This is a genomic window from Terrimonas ginsenosidimutans (assembly GCF_022012415.1).
GTDB classification, from domain to species: domain Bacteria; phylum Bacteroidota; class Bacteroidia; order Chitinophagales; family Chitinophagaceae; genus Terrimonas_A; species Terrimonas_A ginsenosidimutans.
The window spans coordinates 148,778-171,657 of the sequence record NZ_JAKLTR010000005.1; the positions used below are offsets into that span (position 1 = coordinate 148,778).

The window sequence follows — 22,880 nt, forward strand, 5'->3', positions numbered from 1 at the left end:
GCTGCATCACCTTCTAAACTTATAGACCCATCAATTCATTTTAACGTATTAGGCTTTCGCTTTCTTGAAGATCGCATAGATCTCGATCACCAAACCTGCGAGGATCAGCAGTGGTGCCACTGTGATCCGTGTTGTGCTGTACACAGCGTTCGGATCAAACACGGTCGGGTTATCACTTTTTCCTCCAGCCATCAGGAACATCCCAATTGCGATTACTACCGCACCGATCAGCATCCACATATAGTTATCCTTTGAAAACATGGTAGGAGCTGTGCTGGTCTTATTTTCAGTCATTGTGTTGAATTTGGGTGTGCAATATAAGGAAAATGATGGTTTTCCGTGAAATGCGAAATAAAGCATCGCTGACCGTTTACCGTTCACCGCGATCTAATTTCTGCGGTCAATGGCCAACGATCTCAATACAGGTCATCCAGCTTCATTTTCAAATACTTCAACACGCTTCTGTGGGTACTGAACAGCGTAATAAAGATACCCAGGAGGAAGAGGCCCCCGAATAACAATGCGAGTGTTGTAGTATCGTGGATCGCTTTCATTCCGGGGATCTGGGTTTCTGCGATATATACCAGCAGTCCGACCGCCGCCACAGCAATGATGCCGCTGATGGCGCCGTTGATGATCGCGCGGATATTCATCGGCTTGGCAATGAACCAGCGGGTCGCTCCCACCATCTGCATGGTTTTGATCAGGAAACGGTTGCTGAACATGGCCAGTCTGATCGTGTTGTCGATCAGCAGGATCACGACCAGGGATATGATGATCGCACCCACGAGAAGGGCGATCCCGATCTGACGGACGTTTTTGTTTACCTTGTCAACCAGGCCTTCCGGGTAAGTTACATCCGCCACATAGGTCTGTTTCGCCAGATCCGCCTTGATCGCCGCCAGCGAATCGACCGTTACATAGTCCCTTTTTACAAAAAAATTGATGCTGTTAGGCAGAGGGTTGGCATCCAGGATATTGTCCCAGCTCTCATTCCCATCGGCCTGATATTGAGCTTTGGCAGCTTCTTTCGTAACAAATTTGATCGATTTTACATAAGGCTGACCCGAGATATACTGCCAGAGTGCCGTGCTGTCGCTCGGGTTAAGATCTCCGCGCAGCGAGGCCATCACTTCGATATTTTCTTTGAAATAGTTGCCAAGCTTATTGGCGTTGATCACAAACCAGCCGATAATACCAAGAAGGAAGAGCACCAGCGTAACACCGAGAATCGACATGAAATAAGAGGGTTTAGCTCTCTTGATAGAAGCTTTGCCGGATTTGGCCATAACACAGAATTTTGAAATAAATGGGTTAATTCCTGCTCCCGGGGAACCCCGATCATGGAAGCAGGTATTGCAAAAATAACCAATTTAAGCTCAATGTTGCTGATAATGACCCATCATTCGGAATATACCCGTGATCTGTCAACGACGTAACATTGAATTTAAGAGCTATATCAGTATTTTTGCAACCCTTTTCTAACGGTCGAATACAGGCTATATTGCCATTTGAAAGAAGATATTTGTTAAGACAAGTAAAAAAACACGGATGGAATACAATTTCAGGGATATTGAAAAGAAATGGCAGCAGCAATGGAAAGACTCTCATGCTTACAGGGTCCTTAATGAAAGCAGCAAGCCGAAGTATTATGTGTTGGACATGTTTCCTTATCCCAGTGGTGCTGGTCTTCATGTGGGCCATCCTCTCGGATACATCGCCTCTGATATCTACAGCCGTTATAAAAGATTGAAAGGCTTCAACGTGCTTCACCCGATGGGGTTTGATGCATTTGGCCTGCCTGCAGAGCAATATGCACTGGATACGGGACAGCACCCTGCTGTGACCACGCGCAACAATATTGCGACATTCAAATCCCAGCTGAATAATATCGGGTTTTGCTATGATTGGGAAAGAGAGGTGAACACCAGCGAAGCCAACTATTACAAATGGACACAATGGATCTTCCTCCAGTTGTTCGACTCTTTCTTCAACCGTCTTACCGGCCGCGCAGAACGCATCTCCGCACTGGTTGCCGCATTTGAGAAAGAAGGAAATAAATCATACCCAAGCCCGGGAGAAACGACACTTCGTTTCACCGCGGATCAGTGGGAGAACTTTGATGAAGCACAGAAAATGAATGTGCTGATGGGCTATCGCCTTTCTTATTGCGGGTATGGTGAAGTGAACTGGTGTGAAGCGCTGGGCACTGTACTGGCTAATGACGAAGTGGTCAACGGCGTGAGCGAACGCGGCGGTTATCCCGTAGTAAAAAAGAAATTACGCCAGTGGTATCTGCGTATTACTGAATATGCCGACCGTCTTCTCCAGGGACTTGAAACGGTCGATTTCAGCGATGCGATGAAAGAGATGCAGACGAACTGGATCGGTAAGTCAAGTGGCGCGGAGATTGATTTTGAATTGGAGGTAAATGAAAAGAAGACAGCCAGCAAATTGAGGGTATACACGACGAGGCCTGACACCATCTTCGGTGTCGACTTCATGGTCATCGCTCCTGAGCATGAACTGGTTGACCAGATCACCACGCAGGAGCAGTTAAGCGCTGTAGAAGAGTACATCACGTATGTAAAAAGCCGTAGCGAGCGTGAGCGGATGGCTGAGAAAAAGATCAGTGGTGTCTTCACCGGCGCTTTTGCGATCAATCCTTTTGACGGAAAGAAGATCCCGGTTTGGATCTCCGAATATGTACTCGCGGGCTATGGCACCGGCGCCATCATGGCCGTGCCTTGCGGGGATGAACGCGACCATAAATTCGCGAAGCATTTTAATATCCCGGTCACCAATATCATCGGTGATCATTATAAAGGCGAGGAAGCCAATCCTACAAAAGAGGCGATCCTGGAAAATTCTGATTTCCTGAATGGCCTGGTGATGAAAGACGCGATCGAAGTGGCCATCAAAGAAATCGAAAGCAAGGGGATAGGGATCCGGAAGACCAACTTCAAAATGCGCGATGCGGCGTTCAGCCGCCAACGCTATTGGGGTGAGCCATTCCCGGTCAAATGGATCGATGGTGTTGCGTATCCGCTGAGTGAAAAAGAACTGCCGCTGGAGTTGCCTCACGTTGACTCCTATAAACCCGGTCCGGAAGGCGAAGGTCCGCTGGCAAATATCCCTGCCTGGACTTCCCAACATCTCGAAACGAACACGATGCCCGGCTATGCAGGCAGCAGCTGGTACTTTCTGCGCTATATGGATCCGGCGAACACAACTGAATTCTGCAGCCGCAAAGCATCTGACTACTGGGGACAGGTAGATATCTATATTGGCGGAACCGAGCATGCGGTGGGTCACCTGTTATACAGCCGTATGTGGACGAAGGCGATGTACGATCTGGGTTATATCGGGCATGATGAGCCGTTCAAAAGGCTGATCAACCAGGGGATGATCCAGGGGAGCAGCCGGTTTGTGTATAGGATAAACGGCACCAACAAATTTGTCTCGAAAGGCCTGCTCAATGAAGACGGCAGCTATGGCAAGAATAAGGATAAGATCGATGTGATTCACGCTGATGTCAATATCGTCGATGGTCTCGAACTTGACACAGAGGCGTTCAGGGAGTGGCGGGACGATTATCGGGATGCAGAATTTGAGTTGGAAGATGGTAAGTATATCTGCGGAGCAGAAGTAGAAAAAATGTCCAAGTCAAAATACAATACTGTCAATCCGGACGATCTTGTACAGAAATACGGAGCTGATACCTTCCGCATGTATGAAATGTTCCTCGGCCCTGTGGAGATGAGCAAACCCTGGGATACAAAAGGTATCGAAGGTGTACACCGCTTCCTCAAAAAGCTCTGGCGTTTATTCTATGATGAACTGAAAGGGAAAGTTTGGACTGATGAACAGGCAACCGACGATGAATTAAAAGTGCTGCACAAGGCCATTAAACAGATCGAAGAAGCAACGGAACGTTTCAGCTTCAACACCGGTGTCAGCGGATTTATGATCGCCGTAAACGAACTGAATGACCTGAAATGTACAAAAAAAGAAGTGCTGCAGCCATTGCTGGTCCTGCTTACTCCTTATGCCCCTCACGTGGCCGAAGAACTCTGGCAATTGCTCGGAAACGAAGGCAGCATCCTTAATGCACCGTATCCTGTATTCGAAGAGAAATATGTAAAAGAAAGCAGTAAAGAATACCCCGTATCAATCAACGGCAAACTTCGCACTACTATGAATATTTCCCTCGATGCAACCTCCGAAGAGGTGGAGAAAATGGCTCTCGCAAACGAGATCGTCCAGAAATGGCTCGAAGGAAAAGCTCCAAAGCGGATCATCTTCGTGAAAGGAAAGATGGTCAACGTGGTGATATAGGTCAAAATTCAAAAGTAAAAAGTAAAAAAGGGCTTCTGTGAACAGCGGTCTTTTTTAACTTTTTACTTTTGAATTTTTAATTAGAATTTCTATGGCCGGTTAGCCACGCATTGCTTTTGATCGTACATTCAGCGACCAAAATGCTTTTTCATGAAGAAATTCCTTTCTCTTGCCGTGTTGTGCTGCTCGGCACGGCTCTTTGCACAGGATGCAACTTATTTTCTTTCCAATCCATGTCTTACACCTGATGGACAAACGGTGATCTTCAGCTACGAAGGGGATCTGTGGCGGGCCGGGATTAAAGATGGCCAGGCCACTCGTCTTACAGCCATGCAGGGATATGAAACCAGTCCACGGGTTTCCCCGGACGGCAAATGGATCGCCTTCACAGGCCGCCAGTATGGTAATGGAGATATTTTCATTATGCCAGTTGCAGGTGGTGAAGTAACACAGGTAACTTACCACAGCTCCAATGACGAAGTCACGGGCTGGAGCTGGGACTCAAAATCCATTTACTTTAACAGCGGAAGACTTGGTCAGGTGGCTGGCTTCAAAGTTGCGGCAGCAGGCGGCACTCCCCGTCGTGTGTTCGGCAGCAACTTTTTCCAGTATGATCACAATCTCGTAGAGCATCCTGCTTCCGGTGAGATCTTCTTCAATGATACCTGGGAGAGTTCCAACCAGGCTCAACGCAAGCGGTATAAGGGACCTTTCAACCCGGATATTCAATCGTACAATCCGCAGACAAAACAACATAAGAAGTATACTGATTGGGAAGGGAAGGACTTTGCTGCAACCATCGACAAAAGCGGAAATATTTATTTCATTTCTGATGAAGCAAACGGGCAGTATAACCTTTATACTATTGAGAACGGTAAAAAGAAAGCGCTGACCAGGTTCAATTCTTCCATCAAAACACCTGTCGTAAATGCGCAGGGTGGAACGGTCGTTTTTGAAAGAGACTATCAGCTTTGGAAATACGATGTGAAGAGTGGTAATGAAAGTAAGCTGGGTATCTCCATTATCCGGAATAATATCCTGCCGAAAGAAAAAGACTTCGATGTGAAAGGAAATATCACCGGCTTCGATGTTTCTCCTGATAATAAAAAACTGGCTTTTGTTTCCCGCGGTGAATTATTTGTCAGCGATATTGATGGCAAATTTGTTCAGCAGGTTAAGCGAGGATCGGCAGAGCGTGTACGCGAAGTGAAATGGGCAAGTGATAACAAAACGCTCTTGTTCAATCAGACATTCGATGGTTATGCTAATTGGTATTCGGTCAGTGCGGATGGCAAAGGAGCACTGAAACAGCTTACAAAGGATACACGTAACAATCGCCAGATAGTGATGAATAAGAAGCGCGATAAAGGCGTGTACCTGAGCGGCCGTGATGAGATCCGTTTGCTTGATGTAAAAACCGGCGAAAGCAAGACCGTTGCAAAACAGGAGATCTGGGGCTTCCAGAACAGCGATCCGGGATTCTCACCAAATGATGAATATGTGATCTTCTGCGTTTATAAAAACTTTGAACGGGAGATCTATGTTCATAATATCAAGGAAAATAAAACAATCAATCTTACGAATACAGACATTACGGAAGCGGACCCTGTATGGTCTCCTGATGGAAAGTATATCTACTTCACCTCACAGCGCCTGAAGCCTGCCTACCCTTTTGGTATGCCCAATGCGAAGGTGTACAGGATCGCACTGGAAAAGCTGGATGAACCATTCCGTACTGACAAGTTTGATGAATTATTCAAAGAAGAAAAGAAAGATACCGCCGCAAAAAAAGATACCACCAAAAAACCGGCTGCAACCGCCGCGGCTACACCACCGATTAAATCTATCACGATCGATGCGGTAGATCTTATGGAACGGATCGAGCGCGTTGGACCTTTTTCCGGTTCCCAGGGACTTGTTGATGTATTGCAGAAAGGTGAGAAAACAATTGTTCTTTATCACAGTGATCACGAAGGGCGCACTGCATTATATAAAACGACAAAAGAACCATTTGAGGTAGATAAAACAGAGAAAGTCACAGACGGGGCAATATTTGGCCTGGTTGACGCCAATGACAAGTTGTATGCATTGAATAACGCGGGCATTAACAAGCTTAGTCTTGACATGAACCGGCTTGATCCGATCAATATCAGTTTTACTTTCCGTCGTAATCTTTCAGAAGAGTTCGGCCAGATGTTTGAAGAAGCGTGGGCACAAATGGAAGAGAACTATTATGATGAGAAATTCCACGGGCTTGACTGGAAGAAGACAAAGCAATACTATAAGCAATTCATTCCGTATCTCAACAACAGGGCGGATCTCCGTATCCTGCTGAATGATATGTTGGGAGAGCTGAACTCTTCACACCAGGGCTTTGGCACATTTGGTGTTGATGAATCGATCGCGCTGTCCAACTCAACCATGGAGACTGGGATCATCTTTGAAGACGCATCTCCGTATACGGTAAAATATGTTGTTAAAAACTCAGCGGCCGATAAGAAAGGTATTGATGTGCGCGCGGGGGATGTGTTGACCAAAGTGAATGGAGAACCTGTTCAGGCTGGTAAAGACCGCAGTTTCTATTTTACGCGTCCTTCTCTGGACAGGGAGATCAGCCTCGAATTTACCCGTAACGGACAACCCGTATCCGTAAAAATACATCCGCAGCAAAGCTTGTTCAATAACCTGTATGATGAGTGGATCGACAACAATCAGAAACGGGTAGATGAGAAGAGTAAAGGCCGTGTTGCTTATGGTTATATGAAGAACATGGGTCAGCCGGAGCTGGAGCAGTTCATTATCGACATGACGAAGGAGCTCAATAAAAAAGATGCGCTGATCTTTGATCTTCGTTATAATACGGGAGGTAACGTGCATGATGAAGTGCTGCGTTTCCTCTCCCAGCGTTCTTATCTCGCATGGAAGTACAGGGAAGGTGGGCTTTCTCCACAGTCAAACTTTGCTCCCTCCGACAAACCGATCATCCTGCTGATCAATGAGCAATCATTGAGCGATGCGGAAATGACCGCACAGGGATTCAAAGCATTGAAGCTTGGAAAGATCATTGGCAATGGCACTTACCGCTGGATCATTTTCACCAGCGGGGTCAGCCTCGTCGACAACTCTTCCGTTCGCATGCCGGGATGGGGTTGCTATTCACTTGATGGAAAAGACCTTGAAATGAGCGGTGTTGATCCTGATATTAAAGTGCTGAACAGTTTTGATGACAGGCTTAATGGCCGTGATCCGCAATTAGACAGGGCAATTGAAGAGATCCTGAAGCAGATCAAATAGGGTTTAAAAGATAAGAGTTCAAAAGTTTAATGTTTAAAGGTTTTAAAGTTGAATGGATTTAGTCCTGTATCTGAACAGGTAAGTCTATCCAGCTTTAAAACCTTTAAACATTAAACTTTTGAACTCTTAACCTATCAAGCCGGTGGCTTAGGTCATTCTCACTTCGCAGATGCAGGTGGTTTCTTGAACCTGACCATTGCACTGCTTCCTTCTGTACTTTCAAGTCTGGCTTCGTAGCGGTTATCTCCAACCACCGCGATCATCAGCGAAGTATTCGGTGGGATGGAACCCAGGTTTTCCGCCACCATTACAAGTTCGCTGTTTTCATCTAGGGAATTTACCGCAAGTTTTATTGAATAAGCATTGCCGGTGAGACGGATATTTCTGTAAAGCAATCTGCCGTCGAGGAACAAGGAGATTGAATCGCCATCTATCTCTGCATTATCATAGAAACGCAATTCGATGGAATCGCCGGTAACGGGGATTTCAGTCACCAGTGTTTTTTTCCGGATGCTGAACTTGTCTTCGATAGTTTGTGGTGTTGGCGGTGATGGTGTTTTCAACGCGGGAACTACCGCGGGACGGGACGGGATCATAACCATCTCTGTTTTGACTGGTGGTTTGGCGATCACGGGTTTTTCTTTTGGCAGTGATGGCGGCGTTGCCGTAAGGGTTGGTGTAAGCGCTTCGATACTGTCGATAACATCGGGGTCATTGCCTCCGGTCATATAATTATCGATGACAAAATCCCATTCATCATTAAAGGTTGTGTTATCGGTCTTATTGAGATGTACATCACCAGAGGGATCGTTATCTGTTGGACCGGTCTTTCCATCAAGCATCATCCTGCCGTCACCGGGGCAGTTGAAATCAGCGCGGGAGAGCAGGCCCATCTGCCCTTTTGAAGAAGCTGGTTTTTGTTCAAGAAGCTGATCATCCCACCATACTACCTCATTTGAGGCGGCATCGAAATATCCTTTGATCCGGTAACGACTGTACTGCGATGCGGTTCCATAATAGGAGGTGCCTGTCAGGCTGTCGCCACGCTGAATGATCTTGACTTCCACTTTCTGGCGGTTGATCTTACCTGTCCATACACCAGTGATCATTTGCGCCTGCGCATGGTGTGTAGCCATGTATAGAAGGGAGATCAGGCAAAAGAAGATAACGCGTTGTGTTTGCATAGTTTCCGGGGAATACTACCTAAACGGCACTTTGGGAAAGCTAGTATATCAGCATACACACTGCGGGTCAGCGAGTAAATAAAAACCATTACTACACAGGCATTTACTGCGGCTTTTTGCAGGATAAACAGCTAAATAAAAAAAGGTTAAAAATTGAAGTGATCGAAAAATTAAATATCTTCAGACAGGAGTCCGACGGAGATTCCCTGCATCTATACCCCAACCAATTACCAAAAACTGCGTATGAGAAAGCTTTACCTTTTTCTCCTTACATTATTGTTTATTGCCGGCACTACAATTGTTTCTTACGGACAGTATTGCACTGTAAGTTATCCGGCGGCCAACGTGGAGCCGATCACTTTTGTAAAGTTAAACACTATTCAGAATCGCACACCCGGTGTGCCGCTTTCACAACCTGCTTACGAGGATTTCAGCGCAAGTACCACGCATACTACAACAGTATTAACGGAGCAGACCTACCCTATGACGGTTGAAGGTAATACGAATGGGAACTTTGTTACGTATATAGATGTTTACATCGACTGGAATAAGAACAACCTGTTCACTGATGCCGGTGAGCATTACCTGATCGGTACTATTACGAACTCTACAGGATCTGATGGGAAAGCAGCTACAGGAGATATCCTTGTCCCCGCAGGTGCGGCAGGCGGCGCAACGCGCATGCGGGTCGTAAAAAATTACAATGCCTCAGCCGGCCCTTGTGTTACTACTACCACTGGTTATGGCCAGGTTGAAGACTATACGATCACTGTTACAACAGCACCCGCCTGTCTGACTCCTCCCGGTGGGGGCATCATAGCAGGACCATCGGGGCCTGTTTGCGCTAATATACCATTTGTGCTGTCGGTCACCGGAGCTTCATTCGGCACGGGGATAACGTATCAATGGCAATCCTCGCCTGATGGATCGACCTGGACAGATATTGCCGGAGCGAATACTGCAAATTATACCGCGGCCCAAACTCTGCTAACGCATTATCGCCGCATCATTACCTGCAATGGGCAATCAGAGCCATCTACATCAATTTCTGTTGGCGTAAAACCAGTAGCAGACTGTTATTGTACATCTGAGGCCGGAAATTCGGATTATGAATATATCGGTAATGTGACGATCACCGGAGGTGTAAGCAATATGACCGATGCAACTACTTACAGTAATTATTCTACCACACACATAGCGACAGTATTCCAGGGACAGACGATCAAAGTAACAATTGAGGCCGGTGTGTCTCCCTGGGAAACAAGTGATGTGGCATATGTGTATGCTGACTTCAACCAGGACGGTGATTTCACTGATCCGGGAGAATATGTAGGATCAAAAAGCGGGAACACTTCGCCTTACGTGATCACATTCACTGTACCTGCGACTGCCACACTCGGGAATACAAGACTCCGTATCAAGTTCGGAGACACATTCCCGCTCTTTACCGTTAACCAGAATAATCCCTGCCAGGAAAGTTATTCATTTGGTGAAGTGGAAGATTACGGCCTGTTGATCACCGTTCCGCCATCATGTATTCCTGTACATAATGTAATAGCCCTTCCTGTATCACCAACTGATGAATTGATCAGCTGGGCAGCATCTGCAACCAACCCGGCGAATGGATATATCTGGGAAGTAAGACAATTTGGAGCCGGTGGAAGCGGAAGCAGTGGTCTTGTTGTTGCAGGAACAACGGCTGCAGGTGTAACAAGCGCAACAGTAACCGGTCTTAGCGGCGGTGCAACTTATTTCCTGTGGGTAAGATCTGACTGCGGCAGTGGCGATCTGAGTATGTGGGAAGGTCCGATACTGTTTACAACTGTCTGTGATCCTGCGACCGTTCCATTTGTTCAGAATTTTGATGCGACGCTGGAGCCCGATCAGCCTGAATGTGTGATCATCCAGGATGTTAACGGTGCTACTGGCTGGAAATCTTATTTCGATGGAGGCGACGCAGCATTTTCACAACCAGTGAGCATCCGTTATGAATGGGATGCATCCACACCTGCGGATGATTGGTTCTTCTTACAGGGATTGACGCTGACGGGTGGTAAAACTTATACATTATCGTTTAAGTATAAAGCATCAGACGGCCCGGATTATTTGGAAAATCTTGAAGTGAAGTATGGTACCGCTCCTAACGCTGCCGGTATGACCCTGGGAACACTGTTCAGGGAAGTTGGTATCGCCAGCTCCTTTACGTCGCCTTTCGCGACAGCAACGGTTACATTCACCCCAACAGCTGACGGTGTTTATTACTTAGGATTCCATGCTTTTTCTGACGCTGACCAGGCCTTTATCTATGTAGATGATATCACGGTAGAATCCTGTGCAACACCTCTGGAGCTGAAGGCTTTCAGTGCAACGTCCACAACAGCTGAGGTGTCTTTCGTTTCTTCAGGAAACAGTTTTGTGGTCGAATACGGGCCTGCGGGTTTCGCTCCGGGAACAGGAGCAACAGCTGGCGGAGGTACGATCGTTCCTGGTGTTACCAGCTCACCCGTGGTCATTACAGGGTTAACACCTGATACCAACTATGAGATCTATGTAAGACAAAACTGCGGTGGTGGCGCTGAATTCAGTATGAATGCAGTGACTACTGTCCGGACATTGTGCTCACCAACTGTTGTTCCATACCTGGTCAACTTCGAAAATGCAACAGCGCCAGTTGGCTATCCATCCTGCACCAGCATCTTTGATGCGAATGGAAGCAGTGGTCCGGTTCCTAATACAACGGGCGGGCAATATATCATTGCGGCAGGAACTTCACCAGACACATACGTGTCTCCGACAAGAACGCTCCGTTATATATATGATGCGGCCAACACTGCACGTGGTGCGGATGACTGGTTCTTCCTGCAAGGTCTGCAACTTACCGGTGGTACCAAGTATCGTCTGAAGTTCTATTATAAGGCGTCCAATGGTCCTGTATTTATCGAACAACTGGAAGTGAAATATGGAACTTCTGCGCATCCATCTGCGATGACGCAAGCGGTTTGGCAGAATAATAATATCAATACTGCCGTTGCCACCCCATGGGATTCGGCACGTATTGACATCACGCCTGCTGCCACCGGCGTTTACTACTTCGGCTTCCATGCAAAATCTGCGGAAGACCAGGGATTCCTGTATCTGGATGATATAAGTGTTCGCCTGTCTCCTGTTGTGGATGCCGGTATTCCTTCGATTAAAGAAACGTTGCCGACATGTCCTGCAAACAATTTTGTGATGACGGCCAAAGTCGTGAACTATAACCTCACACCGTTGAACCTGGCTACTTACCCGATCACGGTAACGGCAGAGATCACGGGTGCGGCGACTAATACCCTTACCGCAACTGTTAACACAGGAACGATCGCTCCTGGTGATACGCTGCAGGTGCCGCTGCCGGCATTTAATTTTGCTGCGGGTCTGCACAATATATTATTCAAAGTGACCAACCCGAATGATTCCGAAAACGCGAATGATTCTTATGCCACATCTATATATGTGAATCCGACGCCGGTAGCGGCGATATTTACACCAGCGGCTCCGCAGAATTGTGCGCAGATCACTACGCAGTTCGCGGCGGCTCCTCCGGCTTCTGTTGAAATGCCTGCCGTTACCACAGGTGCCATTACGGTGGCAGTTCCTGATAACCTGGCAACGGGCGTTACCAACTCGCTTAATGTTACCGGTATTCCGGCTGGCGCACAGGTAACCGGTGTAAGAGTTGTATTGAACGTGAATCATACATGGATAAGCGATTTGACCATTAATCTCAGAGCTCCAAATGGAAGGGTGCTTAACCTGATCAATGCAAAAGGCGGAGGCGGTGTTAACTTTGTTAATACCACGATCAGCTCTGCATCTACAACACCTATTCCTGCTTCCGGGGCACCTTATACCAACACATACAGACCGGATGCAATCGCGAACGTTGGTCCGACTGGCATGCTCTCCAATGCAGCAGCCTTCAGTGATCTGTTCAATGTTGGAAATGGAACATGGACACTCGGTCTGAGAGACAGGGTATCAGGGGATGCCGGTACGCTTGTATCCTGGTCGATCATTGTAACTTATGGATTCCCTCATCCTACTGTGACCTGGTCTCCGGCAACGGGACTGTTCACAGACGCTGCGGGAACGGTTCCGTACGTGGCAGGCACCAATGCGTATGCATTGTACGCAAATCCTGCAACAGAAGTTACCTATACGGTTACCTCATCCGCGGCTGGTTGCTCAAGCAGCAGCACTGTTACCGTTAAACCATTGAATGTACTGGCAAACTGGCCTGCTAAGATCTGCCTTAGCGATGAGCAGGTACAGCTGTCTGCAACGCCTTCAGGCGGAACATGGAGTGGAACCGGCGTGTCCGGCAACGTATTCATTCCAGCAGCAACAGCGGTTGGATCTTATCCGCTGACCTATCGCTATACAAATGCGGCTGGTTGTGTTTCCACTACCAGAGTTGTGGCGAAAGTGGAAGATTGCCCTGAAAGAGTCCGCCTACTGCGTGACGATGCGGTGATCCTGTACCCGAACCCGACCCGTGGTCAATTAAATATCCGGATCAATAGTGTCTTGTATAACAACCTTAACATGCGTGTGTATACAACTTCTGGCCTGCTGGTTCATAACCGCACGCTGACCAACCTCTCATTCGGAAGGGTTGTTCCAGTTGATCTTACGATGTTGCCTGCAGGTTCATACATGGTTCAATTCTATTATGACGGTGGTGTAAGAACGTCCGATAAAACTTTCCCGGTTATTATTACGAAATAACTGATGTCTTAATCCATACTTTCGAAGCATCCGCCCAGGCGGATGCTTTTTTATTTTCTTTGATCCTTTCCTCTTAGCTTTATCAAATGAGCTTTGAAGAAGTAATGCATATTCATGCAAATTCATTTGAACAGGTCATCCCGTTTGATCCGTCTTCAGACAGCCTGCTGCAATTGGATTTTACTGATGCCAATAAAGATCTGACCGCAGAAATACTGGCAGACACACCAGTGTTCTCAAACTATATTTCACATAAACTGGATGCAGCCGGAGCACGCTACGGTATCGGCGGATACAATGAACACAGAACAGTTTACAGTCGCAGTAAAGTATTTGACGCAGCTATACCATCTGAAGAACCCCGCCGTTTACATCTTGGTACCGATATCTGGGGAAAGCCCCATACAGCCGTAATGGCGCCCATTGATGGCGTGGTGCATAGTTTCGCATTCAATGATCAGTTTGGCGATTATGGAGCAACGATCATTCTTTCACATCAACTGAACGGATTTGTATTTTATAGTTTGTATGGGCACCTGAACCTCGCTTCACTGAGAGGTCTGCAGGAAGGTCAACTGATCAAAGCCGGCGAAGTATTTGCAGCGTTTGGCATTCCTCACGAGAACGGTCAATGGCCACCGCACCTGCATTTTCAGCTGATATTGGATATGGGCGACTGGAAAGGCGACTATCCCGGGGTCTGTAAATTTTCTGAGCGGGAGAAATGGTTGAAGAATTCTCCGGATCCGGAATGGATCCTGGGGATGAATAAGTTTTTGGGTTGATATCCGGGGTTCAATGGCAGTTGGCCAACGGGCGATCGCCGGCCGGTGCCGCAATCGTTATTGCATAGAACATTACACCGCTAAGTTCCGGAAATGGTAGAGAACAACTATAAGCAGGTCATTCGGTCATCAGCCCCTGGCGCACTGGCATCGACCACCATCGAACCCTGCCTTCCGATCACCTCAGATTTCCCTAATTTTACGCCATGGCGAATTCAAATTTAAATCCGGAGAAAGGTGGACTAAGTGCAGCTGATAAAGAGTTTGAGAATAACATCAGGCCTTCGCATTTAAATGACTTTGCCGGACAACCGCAGGTAATAGAGAATCTCCGCATTTTTATCAAAGCTGCTAAAATAAGAGGAGAGGCTCTTGATCATGTGCTTTTCCACGGCCCTCCCGGGCTGGGAAAAACAACCCTTTCACGCATTGTCGCGCATGAGCTGGGTGTAAATATCAAAGAAACATCCGGGCCGGTCATTGAAAAGGCCGGCGATCTTGCCGGATTACTTACCAGTCTTGAACCTCATGATGTTCTTTTTATCGATGAGATACACCGCCTTAGTACAGTCGTAGAGGAATATCTGTACGCAGCGATGGAAGATTACCGGATCGATATCATGATCGATTCAGGCCCTAATGCACGAAGCATACAGCTCAGTCTTAATCCTTTCACGCTGATCGGGGCAACGACGAGGAGTGGACTGCTTTCTGCGCCATTGCTTTCCAGGTTTGCCATTAAATCGCGACTTGAATACTATTCAGCAGCCACCTTACATAAGATCATTCATCGTTCTGCCGGCATACTTGGTGTTGAGATCTCCGATGAAGCTGTTACGGAAGTTGCCAGACGCAGCCGTGCTACACCGAGGATCGCCAATGGGCTGCTCCGTCGTGTGCGGGATTTTGCCCAGGTTTTGAACGATGGCGAGATCGATCTGGGAATTACACAACATGCATTGCGCGCGCTGAATGTTGACGAACATGGTCTTGATGATATGGATAACCGGATCCTCAGCACGATCATCGATAAGTTCAAAGGTGGGCCAGTCGGGATCACGACCATTGCAACAGCTGTTGGGGAAGAGCCGGGCACACTGGAAGAAGTATACGAACCTTTCCTGATTCAGGAAGGATTTATTCAACGGACTCCGCGAGGAAGGGAAGTGACGAGAAAAGCGTACGAGCATTTGGGAAAAACGTTCAATCCGGGCGGTAATACCAACCTGCTTTTCTCCTGAGCTATGGGGAAATAAACCACAAGTGCCGAATGACCATCGGTGCCTGTTGAGGTGATCCAGGTTGTCATAAAAATTGCTATAAAACAGGAAGCCGGCTTACATCGTGTAGCCGGCTTCCTGTTTTATAGCGGTTGTTATTGCACAACCAGTCTGAATCCATTTCCGTGAATGTTCACGATCTCGATCTTCGGATCATCTTTCAGGTACTTGCGAAGTTTCGCGATATACACATCCATACTTCTTCCGTTGAAATACGTATCGCTGCCCCAGATCTTTTTCAGCGCCTGGTCCCTTGGCAACAGATCGTTCAGGTGTTCCGCCAGCATTTTCAGCAGCTCATTTTCTTTTGGAGAAAGTGTTTGAGTGACGCCTTTGTGGGTGAGCTGACGAAGCTTCGGATTGAAGTGGTAAGTTGAAAGATCGAACTCCTTATTTTCTGTTTCCTTATTGATCTCATCATTTCTTTTGAGGATCGCTTTTATTTTCAGGAGTAATACTTCGCTGTCGAAAGGCTTGGTGATATAATCATCTGCGCCAAGTTTATAGCCCTGGATAATATCCTCCTTCATGGTTTTTGCGCTAAGGAAGAACAAAGGAATATCGGGGTCGACATCCCTGATTTCCTCAGCCAGTGTAAAACCATCCATATTCGGCATCATCACATCCAGCAGGCAGAGTTCAAATTTTTCACGTTGAAAAGCTGCAAGCCCCAGCCGGCCATCTCTTTCCAGCGTCACATCATAATCATTCAGCTCCAGGTAATTTTTCAGCACGCTTCCCAGGTTCGGATCATCTTCACACAATAAGATTTTCGGTTTCTTTGGTTCCATTTTATGCTAGTTTAATACTTATAAGAGGACAAATAAAAGTAAATCATTTGCCAAAGCTGGATGAAGGTAAATAATTATTTGTTAATCATTGATAGAGATCGATAGCTGATGGTTGATGCCGATGGCCGGGCTGCGCCACATGCAAATATTTTGCTAAAGGGCGTTTGCGACAGGCCGGAGATTTTTGGTTGCCGCGTCCGCATCGGAGAGATGGAAAAAGGTTCGGATTTGCTAAATTTGCGTTCTACTTCGAATCAAATGGCCATGCACATCACTCCCGATAACCGTCTCAAAAAACTCATAGTCATTGGTGACCGCTTACTGATTAAGCCGACAAAGCAAAATGAGCAGACAGCAAGTGGTCTGTATCTTCCGCCTGGTATGCAGGAAAAAGAGAAGGTGCAGCAGGGCTATGTGATCAAGACCGGGCCGGGGTATGCTATTCCCGGGCCTGTGGAAGAAGAGGCCTGGAAAGGCGAAGAAGAAAAAGTGAAGTATGTGCCTTTGCAGGCGAAAGAAGGGGACCTGGCGATATTCCTGGTGAGTGGAGCGACGGAAGTCATGTATGAGAATGAACGATACTTCATCGTGCCACAGGGCGCTGTGCTGATGCTGGAGCGGGAAGAGGAGCTCTGATCCGTGTTATTCACTTTATAAATGCATCAGTTTTTTGTAATCCGATTCATTCATATACTCAAGTATGTCTCCCGGCTGACATGCAAGTGTTTTGCAGATCTCTTCCAGTGTCGAAAACCGGATAGCCTTTGCTTTCCCGCTTTTGAGGATGCTCATATTGGTAATGGTAATGCCAACACGTTCACTTAATTCAGTAAGTGACATTTTACGTTTGGCAAGCATGATATCGAGGTTTACAACAATGGGCATCTGGTCAGACAGTAAGTGTTTGTTCTTCTTTTAATTCATAGCCTTTCTTAAACGCGGCCGCCAGCAATAATAGCGCAATACCAACTACAAAACCCTTTCTTTTTTCATATAGATTTTCCCAGAGCGGGTATTCGAGACCGGAAGGAATAGATCCGCGGTATATCTGCAGAATGCTCACTTCAGCGAGAAATGAAAATGGGAGAAATTCAATGATGACAGAACCTGATAAGCGAAGCATCCGGTGATTTTCCTCAACGAAAGCCTTTCCATTCGCGATGTTCATCAGCACATGGACGGGGCGCAATATGAGGAGGAATAAAATGATGCCGATCCCCAGAAAAATGTATCCCACGACCGTCAGTGTCTTATGAGTGCTTTTTGTTGAGGTCAATAACTCTCCGGATTGCTGTGGTTTATCCGGATCGAATTTGAAGCGGGTCTGGTGTTTGGCAACATAGTAATTTTGTTTTCAAAGAACTGGTTGACACTCTCTTCATCATTCAGATAAAAACCTTTCAACCCGAAGTAGTATTTTTCGGCGCTTTTAGCATCTGATCGAAAGTTTTCACAAGTGTCACATTCTTCTGTTTTCCATAATGTAAATGGGCCGATTCCGAATCCTCCGCCGAACAAGTTGATCCGGCGACGCTGCCAGGCATCCTGCCGATCCGTTTTTGCTTTCATTGTCCGGTATTCGACAAACAGGGTAGAATCTTCCACCAAAAGATCCGGGCTGGGTGGGTCGTATGAATGCATTCTGCCCGGATGATAATCCGTGATGTAGATGAGAAAGCAAAAAGGCAATAAGATAGACCTGAACTGTCCGGATGTCCGCTTTAATAGTTAAAGTCTGAAACTATGTCGGTAAATACATAATATTTATTGATAAACAATAAATGATAGCTTTGAACAATAATTTTTTCTTCCTTCATTTTTCAGGTCCCTAATCTTTTGTTTCCTGCTCGTCACATTGGTCAATCCTGTAACTTTCCCTCAAATTTTCTATATGGCTGATGCAAAGCAGTTTCTCGATACCGTTAGATCAGGTTATACATTCAAGGGCGAAAGTTTTAAAGTAGGAGTCGCTATGTTGGACGGGCAGGCCGTGGAAGGTGCTGACGTGATGGTTCCCTTCCGCACTCTCAACCGGCATGGATTGATCGCCGGTGCAACCGGAACCGGCAAAACAAAAACCCTTCAGGTGCTGGCAGAATGCCTTAGTGATGCAAGCATTCCCGTCTTGCTGATGGACATAAAAGGCGATCTCAGCGGGATCGCAGCTGAAGGCGCCACAAACGATAAGATCAAAGAGCGATATCAGAAGCTGAACATGGAATATAAGCCATCAGCCTATCCTGTCGATCTGCTTACGCTCAGCCAGCAAAAAGGCGTGCGCCTTCGCGCAACGGTCAGCGAGTTCGGACCGGTTCTTTTGTCCAAGATCCTCGGATTGAATGATACACAGGGGGGCCTTGTCGCAATGATATTTAAATACTGTGATGACAGTAAGCTGCCACTGCTCGATCTGAAAGATTTCACCAAAGTGCTTCAATACGTCAGTAATGAAGGAAAAGCTGAACTGGAAAAGATCTATGGCAAGATATCTACTACTTCTACGGGCACTATCCTGCGCAAAGTGATCGAACTGCAACAGCAAGGAGCGGATGTATTCTTTGGCGAAAGAAGTTTTGAAGTAGATGATCTCATGCGTATCAGTGATGATGGGCGGGGCATTGTGTCTATTGTGAAAGTGACTGATCTGCAGGACAGACCCAAACTATTCTCCACCTTTATGTTGCAGTTGCTTGCGGAACTGTACGCCAGTTCTCCAGAAGAAGGAGATCTTGATAAGCCAAAACTAATATTGTTCATCGATGAAGCACACCTCATCTTCCAGGAAGCAAGTGCTGCGCTTTTGCAACAGATCGAAACGATCGTAAAGCTGATCCGTTCCAAAGGAATAGGTATTTACTTCTGTACGCAAAACCCCATGGATGTTCCGCCATCTGTACTCGCACAATTAGGACTGAAGATCCAGCATGCATTGCGTGCATTTACTGCGGCGGATAGAAAGGTGATCAAACAGACTGCGGAAAACTATCCTGAAACGGCATTCTATAAAACCGAAGACCTTATCACGCAGCTCGGGATCGGTGAAGCCCTGGTGACCATCCTGAATGAAAAAGGGATCCCTACACCGCTGGTGCATTGTATGCTTACCTCACCAAGAAGCCGGATGGATATACTTACTGATCCGGAGATCGATACGATCGTCAGCAAATCAAAAATAGCTGCAAAATACAATCAGGTGGTCGATAGCCATAGTGCTTACGAGATCCTCACAGATAAACTCAATGAAGCTGCTGAAAAATCCGAAGAGGCAAAGAAACAAGCTGAGCAGGCTAAAGAGGAAAAGAAAAAACCCGCACAGAAAGAGAAAGGTTTCTTCGATGATCCCACGGTGAAGAGCATGACACGCACTGCTGGCAACACCATCATCCGTGGTTTACTCGGAGCGCTCGGATTGGGCGGACGGGGCAGAAAGCGAAGTTTGTTTTAAGTAAGGATAAGCCTGCAGATTTCAAAATCCAGTTTTCTCACTTACCATCTTAATTGTTATGGGTAAGACCCTGAGATGGTAAGTGAGAATTTATAAGCTGGCTGCTTATAGCAATAGTAGTAATAATTGCATGATCGCACTTAATCTTTGACAGTGATTGCTGGTAGCAGGTACTCATTCATGATCTTTTTCACCTGCGGATGTGCATAGGGTTTATTGTAAGCGGTTGCTGTAATTACAATTACCAAGGACAGCTCTTTAAATACATACACTTTATTGCCTCCATTCCCGCTACAACCGAAAGCTTCGTACGTTTTTCCGTTCAGGTCAAATGTTTCTTTCCAGAATAAATATCCATAGCCCTTCAGGTTTTTATCCTCCGGGAAATAACTTGTAAAGCTTTTGCCGATCCATTCTTTTGGGAGAATTTGTTTTCCGTTCCATTGTCCGTTGTTCTTATAGAGTTGACCATATTTTGCAAGGTCGAGTGAGCGTAGCGCAAGACCACCGGCAGTATTGGGCACTTTTTGTGGGGTGTACTGCCATTTGTAATCTTTAATACCCAATGGTTCGAAGAGACGTGCCGCTGCATACTTCTCCAGGCCGCCGGGAACATTTTTGTCCAGGATGTCTCCCAGGAGCACGACGCCTGCGGTAAAATAATCCCATTGTGCGCCATTTCTCTTGTTGCTATTCATAGGCAGGTCCAGTGCGAATTTGACCCAGTTATCCGTGGGATACATATTCTCTTCGTTGCCTGGAGAGCTTGCATCCTGATCAGACCCGTCAAATCCTGAGCTCATGGTCAGCAGGCTTTTCAGAGGCACACTATCCTTTGCAGGTGTATAGTTCGCGAATTCCTTCAGGTTGTAGAACCGGCCGAGCTGCTGATTTTCATCTTTGATATGACCATCGCTTATTGCCATTCCCATCATCGTAGATGCGAAAGACTTTCCGACTGATCTCGTATTATGCAATGTATTTCTGATGGCGTTATTGAAATATTCTTCCAGCAGTAATCTGCCGTCTTTTATAACAATAATGCTGGTGATGTTGTTAAATCGTTTCGAAGCGATTTTTTGATTAAGCTTTTGGATAAGGGCCTGGTTGATCTTTTCTTTTGAGATAGGCCAGCCACTGGCAGCTTTAACAGGTTGTAGCGCAATTTCTTCCTGTGTCAACAATACTGCCGGTGTGATAACGTCAATTTCTCCGCTTGCAATGATCTCACCAGTTCTGATATCGCTGCCTGATCTCAGATATGGCCGGACTTCAATTTTTAGAGTTTGCTTACCTTCCACAAGAGCGTCTGCGCCATCATTGGCATAATAAAAACGCATCCAGAGATATCTTCCCCATGAGTCCTCTCCGGCTGCACTGATCAGCGGGATACGAAGTGTTGTCCATTGGTTTTTTCCTTGTGCAGTTCCTGCGCCGGTACTCAGGTTCTCTGTATAGATCAATTTTTCATTTACATAAAAGCGAAATTGAAAATTACCTTGCCTGAGCAGTTGTTCTGCGGAAGCTGAGCCATCAAGTTGATGAAGATAATTGGTCAGCGAGTTGTGCATGAATAACCGAATGCTCAGGTCATTCCCTTCCTTCAGAACGAATGAATCGAGCAGGTGAGACTGCCTGGTCTCTTCCAGGGTTAAAGCGCTGGATAGAAAAACAATTTTACCAGAGTGCTGCCGGTGGAGAGGATTGACGATTTCGTCCGGGGAAACAATATTTTGAGCCCAGGAATAATTAATGACAAGAAAAACCCCTGCCAGGCTTGCTAGTAATGCTTTCATATTTATTAGAATCAGGCTCAAATGTACTGTTCACAGAGAGGCTGGTATAGAACGAAATTAACATCAGACCATTGCCGCTATGATTCTTTGTCCGTTGACGGATGATCGTTGACCGTTGACCGTTGTCCGATGGCCGATGGCCGATGGCCGAAAATACAAAGAACATTAGGCGCAATAACCTATACCCACCAGTAGCAACAACTTCAATCCCAATGCGACCATCGGTCAACGACCATCTGTCAACGGACAACGGTCATTGGTCAACGGACAAAAAGTGCTCTGTAGGCTTTTGGTGTGATCCCTACATTTTCCTTGAAGCATCTGTTGAAATGGCTTTGGTCGGAAAACCCGCAATCCAGCGCAATTTCCACCAGTGATTTTTGCCTGTCACCTAACATCCCCAAAGAGCGTTCGGTTTTGATCTTTCTTAAATATTCGCCCAGTGTGCAGCCAAAATAAAAAGGGAAATACCGCGATATATGCACAGGATGAATGCCCAGTACACCAGATAAAAAGGATAGGGACGAAACCTGTAACGGCTGGTCATGCAAAAGTTCCCTTAGTGTTTTTATCCATCCGGGAGCTTTTGCAGAAGTATATAGCTGTGTGTTCTTCATTTCTTCCAGGCAGTTGATCAATAATGAAGGAATTGCCACCTGACTCGCTGCGTCATTCATTTTACTTTCTTTAAACAGCTTATAAAATGAAAGTTTCACCTGCGGATCTTTGATCGCTGTGCTGCCCTGGATATTATGGAGGTTTATATCAAATTGACGAAGCCAGTGATCATCTATCTCGATATGAAATCCCCGTGTGAATCCGGGAGGTTTGATATTGTAATGTGCGTCCTCCCAATTGTGGAACAACAGGGAGCCTGCTGCGCAATGGTAAGTGTCTTTTTTATTCCCCTCAAGTACAGCGCCCTGCAGAATAAAAGTGAAGTAGGGACTTTCATGATGATGCCAGTCAACTTTATCGTGCGTGTATTCCGTATCAGTGATCGTTAACCCGTTTAACTGAGTTCGCTGATTGGTTTGCCCGAAGAATTGTCCGGTCTTTAGAAGCTCCATTGATACAAAAAAAGCAGATCAGGGATGGATTTCCCTAAGATTGTTTACGGACGGTAAATTAAAGGATATGAACTGCCCTGAAGAAGTTGGTCGTTATCCGGTTATCATCACCAGGCGGTGTGATCCTTAC

Annotated in this window: 16 protein-coding genes; 7 read left to right on the forward strand and 9 right to left on the reverse strand. The window is 46.4% G+C overall.

The annotated features are described in order from the left end of the window. Positions 1 to 48: 48 nt before the first annotated feature. On the reverse strand, positions 49 to 294 hold the full coding sequence (locus LZZ85_RS09645) for a DUF3098 domain-containing protein (protein ID WP_237871061.1): 246 nt from the start codon (positions 292 to 294) through the stop codon (positions 49 to 51). Positions 295 to 416: 122 nt separating this feature from the next. Further along, complete coding sequence (locus tag LZZ85_RS09650) at positions 417 to 1,289, reverse strand: cell division protein FtsX (protein ID WP_237871063.1); 873 nt, start codon at positions 1,287 to 1,289, stop codon at positions 417 to 419. A 262-nt stretch (positions 1,290 to 1,551) separates the two neighbouring features. Between LZZ85_RS09650 and leuS the strand changes: the two genes are divergently transcribed. Then, a complete protein-coding gene (gene leuS, locus LZZ85_RS09655; RefSeq protein WP_237871065.1) occupies positions 1,552 to 4,338 on the forward strand; it encodes a leucine--tRNA ligase in 2,787 nt (928 codons plus the stop codon). A 150-nt stretch (positions 4,339 to 4,488) separates the two neighbouring features. Continuing rightward, positions 4,489 to 7,632, forward strand: coding sequence for a S41 family peptidase (locus tag LZZ85_RS09660; protein WP_237871067.1), 3,144 nt, complete (start codon positions 4,489 to 4,491; stop codon positions 7,630 to 7,632). 158 nt (positions 7,633 to 7,790) lie between these two features. Here LZZ85_RS09660 and LZZ85_RS09665 read toward each other — a convergent pair whose 3' ends face one another. Continuing rightward, positions 7,791 to 8,816: a hypothetical protein gene (locus LZZ85_RS09665; protein WP_237871069.1), complete on the reverse strand. Its 1,026-nt coding sequence runs from the start codon at positions 8,814 to 8,816 to the stop codon at positions 7,791 to 7,793. A gap of 243 nt (positions 8,817 to 9,059) precedes the next feature. Here LZZ85_RS09665 and LZZ85_RS09670 point away from each other — a divergent pair, with 243 nt between their 5' ends. From LZZ85_RS09670 to ruvB, 3 genes are all read left to right on the forward strand, one after another. Beyond that, positions 9,060 to 13,583, forward strand: a complete 4,524-nt coding sequence (locus LZZ85_RS09670; RefSeq protein WP_237871071.1) for a GEVED domain-containing protein — start codon at positions 9,060 to 9,062, stop codon at positions 13,581 to 13,583. A gap of 86 nt (positions 13,584 to 13,669) precedes the next feature. Beyond that, positions 13,670 to 14,368, forward strand: a complete 699-nt coding sequence (locus LZZ85_RS09675; RefSeq protein WP_237871073.1) for a peptidoglycan DD-metalloendopeptidase family protein — start codon at positions 13,670 to 13,672, stop codon at positions 14,366 to 14,368. 206 nt (positions 14,369 to 14,574) lie between these two features. Beyond that, the gene (ruvB, locus tag LZZ85_RS09680) at positions 14,575 to 15,609 is read left to right on the forward strand and encodes a Holliday junction branch migration DNA helicase RuvB (RefSeq protein WP_237871075.1); all 1,035 of its coding nucleotides are present in this window, start codon (positions 14,575 to 14,577) and stop codon (positions 15,607 to 15,609) included. 134 nt (positions 15,610 to 15,743) lie between these two features. Here the strand turns inward: ruvB and LZZ85_RS09685 are convergent, their stop codons facing one another. Next, entirely contained in the window at positions 15,744 to 16,439 is a 696-nt protein-coding gene (locus LZZ85_RS09685) for a response regulator transcription factor (protein ID WP_237871077.1), read from the reverse strand. A gap of 264 nt (positions 16,440 to 16,703) precedes the next feature. On the opposite strand from LZZ85_RS09685, the gene LZZ85_RS09690 reads away from it, so the two are divergent. Next, positions 16,704 to 17,075 (forward strand): co-chaperone GroES, encoded by a 372-nt coding sequence (locus LZZ85_RS09690; RefSeq protein WP_237871079.1) that lies wholly within the window; start codon positions 16,704 to 16,706, stop codon positions 17,073 to 17,075. Positions 17,076 to 17,090: 15 nt separating this feature from the next. Here the strand turns inward: LZZ85_RS09690 and LZZ85_RS09695 are convergent, their stop codons facing one another. The 3 genes from LZZ85_RS09695 to LZZ85_RS09705 are packed head-to-tail and all read right to left on the reverse strand — an operon-like array spanning position 17,091 to position 18,008. After that, positions 17,091 to 17,324, reverse strand: a complete 234-nt coding sequence (locus LZZ85_RS09695; RefSeq protein WP_237871081.1) for a helix-turn-helix domain-containing protein — start codon at positions 17,322 to 17,324, stop codon at positions 17,091 to 17,093. Between the two features lie 4 nt (positions 17,325 to 17,328). Continuing rightward, the gene (locus tag LZZ85_RS09700) at positions 17,329 to 17,676 is read right to left on the reverse strand and encodes a DUF2975 domain-containing protein (protein ID WP_237871083.1); all 348 of its coding nucleotides are present in this window, start codon (positions 17,674 to 17,676) and stop codon (positions 17,329 to 17,331) included. Between the two features lie 35 nt (positions 17,677 to 17,711). Then, entirely contained in the window at positions 17,712 to 18,008 is a 297-nt protein-coding gene (locus LZZ85_RS09705; RefSeq protein WP_237871085.1) for a hypothetical protein, read from the reverse strand. A gap of 322 nt (positions 18,009 to 18,330) precedes the next feature. On the opposite strand from LZZ85_RS09705, the gene LZZ85_RS09710 reads away from it, so the two are divergent. Continuing rightward, on the forward strand, positions 18,331 to 19,884 hold the full coding sequence (locus LZZ85_RS09710) for a helicase HerA-like domain-containing protein (protein WP_237871087.1): 1,554 nt from the start codon (positions 18,331 to 18,333) through the stop codon (positions 19,882 to 19,884). Between the two features lie 140 nt (positions 19,885 to 20,024). Here the strand turns inward: LZZ85_RS09710 and LZZ85_RS09715 are convergent, their stop codons facing one another. Next, complete coding sequence (locus LZZ85_RS09715; RefSeq protein WP_237871089.1) at positions 20,025 to 21,680, reverse strand: serine hydrolase domain-containing protein; 1,656 nt, start codon at positions 21,678 to 21,680, stop codon at positions 20,025 to 20,027. A 260-nt stretch (positions 21,681 to 21,940) separates the two neighbouring features. Then, the gene (locus LZZ85_RS09720; protein WP_237871091.1) at positions 21,941 to 22,750 is read right to left on the reverse strand and encodes a helix-turn-helix domain-containing protein; all 810 of its coding nucleotides are present in this window, start codon (positions 22,748 to 22,750) and stop codon (positions 21,941 to 21,943) included. Positions 22,751 to 22,880 lie beyond the last annotated feature (130 nt).

Excerpts from the sequence above, each read along its gene's own strand:
- LZZ85_RS09645 (WP_237871061.1), bottom strand. The coding sequence starts at position 294 with ATGACTGAAAATAAGACCAGCACAGCTCCTACCATGTTTTCAAAGGAT.
- LZZ85_RS09650 (WP_237871063.1), bottom strand. The coding sequence starts at position 1,289 with ATGGCCAAATCCGGCAAAGCTTCTATCAAGAGAGCTAAACCCTCTTAT.
- leuS (WP_237871065.1), top strand. The coding sequence starts at position 1,552 with ATGGAATACAATTTCAGGGATATTGAAAAGAAATGGCAGCAGCAATGG.
- LZZ85_RS09660 (WP_237871067.1), top strand. The coding sequence starts at position 4,489 with ATGAAGAAATTCCTTTCTCTTGCCGTGTTGTGCTGCTCGGCACGGCTC.
- LZZ85_RS09665 (WP_237871069.1), bottom strand. The coding sequence starts at position 8,816 with ATGCAAACACAACGCGTTATCTTCTTTTGCCTGATCTCCCTTCTATAC.
- LZZ85_RS09670 (WP_237871071.1), top strand. The coding sequence starts at position 9,060 with ATGAGAAAGCTTTACCTTTTTCTCCTTACATTATTGTTTATTGCCGGC.
- LZZ85_RS09675 (WP_237871073.1), top strand. The coding sequence starts at position 13,670 with ATGAGCTTTGAAGAAGTAATGCATATTCATGCAAATTCATTTGAACAG.
- ruvB (WP_237871075.1), top strand. The coding sequence starts at position 14,575 with ATGGCGAATTCAAATTTAAATCCGGAGAAAGGTGGACTAAGTGCAGCT.
- LZZ85_RS09685 (WP_237871077.1), bottom strand. The coding sequence starts at position 16,439 with ATGGAACCAAAGAAACCGAAAATCTTATTGTGTGAAGATGATCCGAAC.
- LZZ85_RS09690 (WP_237871079.1), top strand. The coding sequence starts at position 16,704 with ATGCACATCACTCCCGATAACCGTCTCAAAAAACTCATAGTCATTGGT.
- LZZ85_RS09695 (WP_237871081.1), bottom strand. The coding sequence starts at position 17,324 with ATGCCCATTGTTGTAAACCTCGATATCATGCTTGCCAAACGTAAAATG.
- LZZ85_RS09705 (WP_237871085.1), bottom strand. The coding sequence starts at position 18,008 with ATGAAAGCAAAAACGGATCGGCAGGATGCCTGGCAGCGTCGCCGGATC.
- LZZ85_RS09710 (WP_237871087.1), top strand. The coding sequence starts at position 18,331 with ATGGCTGATGCAAAGCAGTTTCTCGATACCGTTAGATCAGGTTATACA.
- LZZ85_RS09715 (WP_237871089.1), bottom strand. The coding sequence starts at position 21,680 with ATGAAAGCATTACTAGCAAGCCTGGCAGGGGTTTTTCTTGTCATTAAT.
- LZZ85_RS09720 (WP_237871091.1), bottom strand. The coding sequence starts at position 22,750 with ATGGAGCTTCTAAAGACCGGACAATTCTTCGGGCAAACCAATCAGCGA.